Source organism: Vaccinium witches'-broom phytoplasma str. VAC, from assembly GCF_000309405.1.
Lineage (GTDB): Bacteria > Bacillota_I > Bacilli_A > Acholeplasmatales > Acholeplasmataceae > Phytoplasma.
Genome location: NZ_AKIN01000005.1, coordinates 1 through 6,572 on the forward strand (window position 1 = coordinate 1; position 6,572 = coordinate 6,572).

The window sequence follows — 6,572 nt, forward strand, 5'->3', positions numbered from 1 at the left end:
TTTTCTTTACAAATTTTTTTCAGCAAATATGAATTAACCAAAATAATTTATTCTTTTTTTTTAGGAACCGCTTGTGTTTATTTTATTAAAAAATTATTGAATTCAAATGGTATTGATTTAAACAAACAATTAGAATTTGATATTTATACACCTTTATTAACTTTTGTTTTTATCGCTCCTATAGTCGTTAAAGCCCCTTATTTAAGATACCATCTTCAAGCTCTTTCTAAATCTTGGAAAAGCAGAAAAAATGTTGTTATGGGGAGTAAAAATACTCAAAAAAATATTTTAGATAGTGTTTTAGAATTGTCCAAAAGAAAAACAGGCGCTTTGATTACTATTGAAAAACATCACTCTTTAGAACAATTTGCGCAAAAATCTATTTTAATCGACGGAAACGTTACTAAAGAACTATTGTTAAATATTTTTAATGTTAATACACCTTTACACGATGGAGCCGTTATTATTAGAGGAAATAAAATTTTATCAGCTGGAACTTATTTTATGTTATCTGATAATCAACATTTTGAAAAAACTACTGGTTCAAGACACCGAGCAGCTTTAGGCATTAGCGAAAATACCGATAGTATGACGATTGTCGTTTCCGAAGAAACAGGCGATATTTCAATTGCTTTAGAAGGTATCATGTTAAAAACCAATGATAAAAATAAAATTCAAGAATATTTATCTATGTTTATGCTTTAAACATATTTATATTTTTCAATAGAAATAAGGAAAACTTTAATATGAATAAAAGAAAATTAGGAATTGTGGTTGAATCCACTATTGGGGGAGATTTTGGAAGAAGTCTTTTCCCTGATCTTAGTGTCGTTCATATGACTATTATACACGATAATAAAGTTTTTAGCGATAAAGACTTTGATAACCAAAAGTTATTGAAATTATTGCATCAAGGGATTAAAGTAACTACCAGCCAACCTAATCCACAAGCTTTTGTTAAAGCTTATCAAGAACAAATTGATTTAGGATATGAGAAAATATTTTGTCTTACTTTATCAAAACAATTCAGTGGCACCTACAATAGCGCTCTTAAAGCTAAACAAATTTTAGGCGATGACCGCATTACTGTTATTGATACAGAAAGTATTGGACCAGGTACCTATTTCACTCTTTCCAGAATTCATCATTATTTAAAGGAAAATGAGTTAACTAATGAAGAAATATTTAAAAAAGTAGTTGTAGAACAAAAAAAAGGCAGTATGTTTTTTTCTTTAGATGAATTGAAATATCTAGCAGCCAATAAAAAAATTAGTAAATTCAAATCTTTTTTAGGTAGTTTGTTTAAGATTAAAACCATTTTAAAAATGAAACAAGGTTTTATTTCTTTAGAAAAAAATGTCCGTACTTGGAAAAGTTGTTTTAGATATTTATTAAAATATGCTCTTCAATTACAAGAAGAAGAAGAAGGCACAGTAGAGGTTCAAATTATTTATGTTGAAAATCACGTTATTGTAAATGAATTAATCAAAGAAATAGAAAATTTGAACAATCCTAACTTTAAATTATCAGTATACGGTCAAATATCTCCTATCGTTTCTATTCACCTTGGCTCAAAAGGTTTCGGCATTTACATAAATAAAGGATAATTACATATAAAAGACCTTTTTTTCAAAAGATAGATAAGAGATAGATTAATACTTATTTAAAGTTTAAACCTTTTTTTATTAAAATAAAAATATGTTTATTTCGGTATTTTTAATCATATATGATATATAATATTCTTATATGATTTGTATAAATTTTTTAAGTATTAAAATAATATATTAATCGAGGATATAAAGATGTTAACAAAGATTCAAGAAATAATTTCTGAACAATTATTCATTCCTAAGGAAAAAATTATGTTGAAAACTAGATTAAAAGAAGATTTAGGGATTGACTCTATTGATGCTGTTAACTTAGTATTTAAATTAGAACAAATTTTTAATATTAAAATTAGCGATGAGGCTTTACAACAGTTTAAAACTATTCAAGAAGTTTGTGATTTTGTTGAATTAAATTCATCTAAATAATACAATTAGTCAAAATGAAATATTAAGGGGTTTTTATGTTGTGTTATGATTTCGAAAAAATTGAATCTAAATGGCAACTAAATTGGATAAAAAACAAAACTTTTAAAACTAGTGAAGATTTAACAAAGCCAAAATTTTATTGTTTAGATATGTTTCCTTACCCTTCTTCTCAAGGGTTGCATGTGGGCCATATTGAAGGTTATACTGCTAGTGATATTGTTAATAGGTTAAAAAGGATGCAGCAATATAATGTATTGCATCCTTTTGGTTGGGATTCTTTTGGTTTGCCAGCTGAACAATATGCTTTAAATACTGGTAATCATCCTAAAGATTTCACTTACGAAAACATCAATAATTTTAAAAAACAAATAGAGAAATTAGGCAAAGGTGTTGATTGGGAGAGAGAATTATCTACTTCTGAACCTTATTTTTACCAATGGACTCAATGGATTTTTAAAAAACTTTATGAAAAAAATCTTGCTTCTTTACAAGAGATAGAAGTTAATTTTTGCGAAGAATTAGGGACTGTTTTAGCAAACGAAGAAGTTGTTCCTACTGAGGATGGTTTAGTCTCTGAAAGAGGGTCCTATCCGGTAGTCAAAAAGAAGATGAAACAATGGGTTTTAAAAATTACTGATTATGCTGAAAGACTTTTAGATGACCTAGACTTATTAGAATGGTCACCTCAATTAAAAGAAATGCAGAAAAACTGGATTGGCAAAAAAGAAGGTTTTATTTTTGTTTTTTCTTTATTAGATGTCAAAGATAAAAAGATATCAGTTTTTACCACTAAACCTAGTACTATTTTCGGAGTAACAGCCTTAATTTTAGCTCCAGAACATACTTTAGTAGCTGGATTAACCACTCCAGATCGTTGGAATGAAGTAGATGAATACGTTAACCGTACTAAACGTAAAACTAATTTAGAACGAGATATTAATAAAGAAAAAACTGGAGTTTTTATAGGCAGTTATGCTATTAACTTCGCTAATAAAAAAAAGATCCCTATTTGGATCGCTGATTATGTTTTGCCTCATTATGGTACGGGAGCCATTATGACCGTTCCTTATCATGATAGTAGAGATTTTGAATTCGCTCGTAAATATGATTTAGAAATGATCCCTATTGCTAAATTACCTGAAGAAACCCAAACTTCTCCTTCTGAAAAGAAAGAACTTCAAGAAGAAAAAGAAATTAAGGTGGAAGACGGTATTTTTATTAATAGTGACTTTTTAAACGGTCTTAATTATGAAGAAGCGAATCGTAAAATTATCGCTGTGGCTCAAAAAAATAATTGGGGACAAGTTAATTTTACATATCAGATGCATGATTGGGTATTTTCTCGTCAAAGATATTGGGGCGAACCCTTCCCTGTTTATTATGATAAAAACGATAATATTTATTTAAATTCTGATGAGGAGTTACCGTTAGAATTACCTTCAGTGGAAAAGATTGTTGTTTCTGGCGACGGAACATCACCTTTATCTAATATTTCCTCTTGGATATATTTTGAAAAAGATGGTAAAAAATTTAGAAGAGATTCTAATACCATGCCTCAGTTAGCTGGCAGTTCTTGGTATTACATAGGTTATATTTTAAAAAATTATTTAGGTATGATTCCTTTAAACGCCGATAAAGCGAAAGAATTATTAGATTATTTTTTGCCAGTTGATTTTTATATTGGCGGAACAGAACACGCAGTAGGGCATTTATTATATTCCCGTTTTTGGCATAAATTTTTATTTGATTTAGGTTTGGTTTCCAGTAAAGAACCTTTTTTAAAGTTAGTTAATCAAGGCATGATTTTAGGTCATGATAATTTGAAAATGAGCAAATCTAAAGGAAATGCTGTTAACGCTTCTTTGATTTTAGAAAAATATGGTTCTGATGTTTTAAGAGTTTATATGATGTTTATGGGTCCTCTAGAAGATAGTAAAAGTTGGTCAGAACAAGGTTTAAAAGGGGTACAAAGGTTTTTAAACCGTGTTTATAACATGTTTGATTCATTTGAAATTGTTTCGCAAGAATTTATTCCTTTAAAGAAAATAATGAATCAAACGATTAAAACAGTTACAGAAGATTATGAAAATTTAAAATTTAATAAAGTCGTTAGTCAGTTGATGATTTTTGTTAATGAAGCTTATAAACATCAAAAAATAGATCAAAAACAAATGAAAATCTTTTTACAATTGTTAAACCCTTTATCGCCTCATTTAACAGAAGAATTAAACCAAACAGTTTTAGAATTTTCAGAAGAATTGGTTTATTCTCAATGGCCTACTTATGATGAAACATTATTAACTGCTGATACGGTAGATATTGTGGTTCAAATTAACGGTAAAGTTAAAGCTAAAATAAAAACTGATAAAGATCAAGAAAAAGAAGCTATTTTAGAATTAGCATTGAAAGATCACAAAATCGCTAATTTAGTGGAAAAAGGCAAAATCGTTAAAACTATTTATGTTTCTAATAAATTATTGAATTTGGTTTTTCGTTTTGATTCAAGGTGTTAAAATTTATAAAAATTATTTAGAAAGAATATGACAAATATGAGATTACATAAAAAAGGATTAGTTATAGTAATTTCAGGTCCATCAGGAGTTGGAAAAGGCACTCTTACAAAGGCTTTGTTGAAAAAAGAAGGTCATAATTTTGTTTATTCTTCTTCCATGACAACAAGAGCCCCTAGAACAGGGGAAATAGAAGGAAAAGATTACTTTTTCGTTGATCAAGCGTTTTTCCAACAAAAAATTAAAGAAAAATATTTTTTAGAATATAATAAGTTTATCGGTAATTATTATGGAACACCTTATGACAAAGTCTTAGATCAAGTTGAAGAAGGTAAAGAAGTTATCTTAGAAATTGATGTACAAGGTTCTTTACAAATTAGAAAACATAAAATTAGCAAAGACGCTGTTTTTATTTTCATTGTTCCTCCTACAAAACAAGCTTTATACAATCGTTTAAAGAAAAGAAATACAGAATCTGAAGATATTATTTGCCAAAGAATGGATAAAGCGGATCAAGAGTTTTTATTGGCTTATAAATATGATTATATCGTAGTTAACGATGATATTGATAAAGCTGTTGATAAAATCATTTCTATAATCATTGCTGAACATTCTAAAGTTAAAAACAGTATTTCTTTTTATTTAACAGAAATTTTAAATAAAAAAGGTTGAAAAAGAATATGTTAAAAGATAAAAACGAAGGCATTAATCGTCCTTCTATTGATGAATTATTAAAAAGAATTGATTCTAAATATAAATTAGCTTTTTTATCTGGTAAAATAGCTCACGTGATAGAGAAAAACAATAGTTTATCTTCTGTCAAACTTCCTAGTAAAAAAATCGTTAGCAAAGCTTTATCAGAAATTATTAACGATAATTTTAAAATAGTTTTTAAATAAAAAAATGGTTATGGCCAAAGATGAAAAAGGAACTAAACAAGTGACGCCAGATATTCATATTTCTGTTCTCACAAAGGAAGTAATCCAATATTTAGATATTAATCCTCAAGGCATTTATGTTGATGCCACTTTAGGCGGAGGAGGGCATAGTTCAGCGATTTTGAAAAAACTTTCTGAAGGTTCTTTATATGCTTTTGATCAAGATTTATTCGCTATTTCTAAATGTCAAGAAATTTTTAAAGAAGAAAAAAGAATTACTTTAATTCATAATAATTTTTCTTTTTTAAAAGAAGAATTGGCGAAAAGAAATATCAATGCTATTGATGGTATTATTTTTGATTTAGGTTTGTCTTCTTTTCAAATTGATGATCCTCAAAGAGGTTTTAGTTATTTAAAAGATGCTTCTTTAGATATGAGAATGAATCGCAACCAAAGCCGATCGGCTCAAACTATTATTAATACTTACAGTTACGAAAAGTTGAGAAATATTTTTTTTATTTATGGCGAGGAACCTAAATCAACTTTAATAGCAAAAGAAATTGTTAAAAGACGCCCTTTAAAAAATACTTTAGAATTGGTAGAAATTACTGATAAATTTTATTTTTCTTACGGTAAAAAGGACAAAAGAGGTCACAGCGCTAAAAGAGTTTTTCAAGCTTTAAGGGTAGAAGTAAATCAAGAATTGCAAGTTTTAGCAAAAGCTTTGCAACAAGGTCTTCAATTATTGAAAAAAAATGGTAAAATGGTAGTGATTAGTTTTAATTCTTTAGAAGATCGTTTGGTCAAAAACTTTTTTAAAAAAAACAGTCATACTCATTTTTTTCCTAAATTACCTATTAAAGAAAAAGACATTCCTCCTTCTCCTTTGAAAATTATAACTAAAAAAAATATTTGTCCTAGTGAGGAAGAATTAAAATTAAATCTTCGCAGTCGTTCGGCAAAATTAAGAGCAGCTGTTAAAAATATTTAAAAATTTTTTAAAAAAACCAAATATTTTGATTGCCTTTAGGATAATAAAGTATTTGTTTTTTAAAAAAAACATTATTTTTGTAATAAAAACATCTTTTTATTTGCAATAAATTTAAATTTAATATATAATAAAAATGCTTGTTTTTTTAGTTATGATATAA

Annotated in this window: 7 protein-coding genes; all 7 read left to right on the plus strand. The window is 27.5% G+C overall.

Annotated elements, in window-relative coordinates; translation table 11 throughout:
* A partial coding sequence (locus RI68_RS00280) for a diadenylate cyclase (RefSeq protein ID WP_017193292.1) occupies nucleotides 1-705 on the plus strand: 705 nt, incomplete at its 5' end.
* A gap of 41 nt (nucleotides 706-746) precedes the next feature.
* Entirely contained in the window at nucleotides 747-1,607 is an 861-nt protein-coding gene (locus RI68_RS00285) for a DegV family protein (protein ID WP_017193293.1), read from the plus strand.
* A 195-nt stretch (nucleotides 1,608-1,802) separates the two neighbouring features.
* Entirely contained in the window at nucleotides 1,803-2,033 is a 231-nt protein-coding gene (locus RI68_RS00290) for an acyl carrier protein (protein WP_017192263.1), read from the plus strand.
* Nucleotides 2,034-2,068: 35 nt separating this feature from the next.
* Nucleotides 2,069-4,546, plus strand: a complete 2,478-nt coding sequence (gene leuS, locus RI68_RS00295) for a leucine--tRNA ligase (RefSeq protein ID WP_017193294.1) — start codon at nucleotides 2,069-2,071, stop codon at nucleotides 4,544-4,546.
* Nucleotides 4,547-4,582: 36 nt separating this feature from the next.
* Entirely contained in the window at nucleotides 4,583-5,215 is a 633-nt protein-coding gene (gene gmk / locus RI68_RS00300) for a guanylate kinase (RefSeq protein WP_017193295.1), read from the plus strand.
* 8 nt (nucleotides 5,216-5,223) lie between these two features.
* Nucleotides 5,224-5,442: a DNA-directed RNA polymerase subunit omega gene (gene rpoZ, locus RI68_RS00305; protein WP_017192260.1), complete on the plus strand. Its 219-nt coding sequence runs from the start codon at nucleotides 5,224-5,226 to the stop codon at nucleotides 5,440-5,442.
* A 4-nt stretch (nucleotides 5,443-5,446) separates the two neighbouring features.
* Entirely contained in the window at nucleotides 5,447-6,412 is a 966-nt protein-coding gene (rsmH, locus tag RI68_RS00310) for a 16S rRNA (cytosine(1402)-N(4))-methyltransferase RsmH (RefSeq protein WP_017193296.1), read from the plus strand.
* The last annotated feature ends 160 nt before the right edge of the window (nucleotides 6,413-6,572 follow it).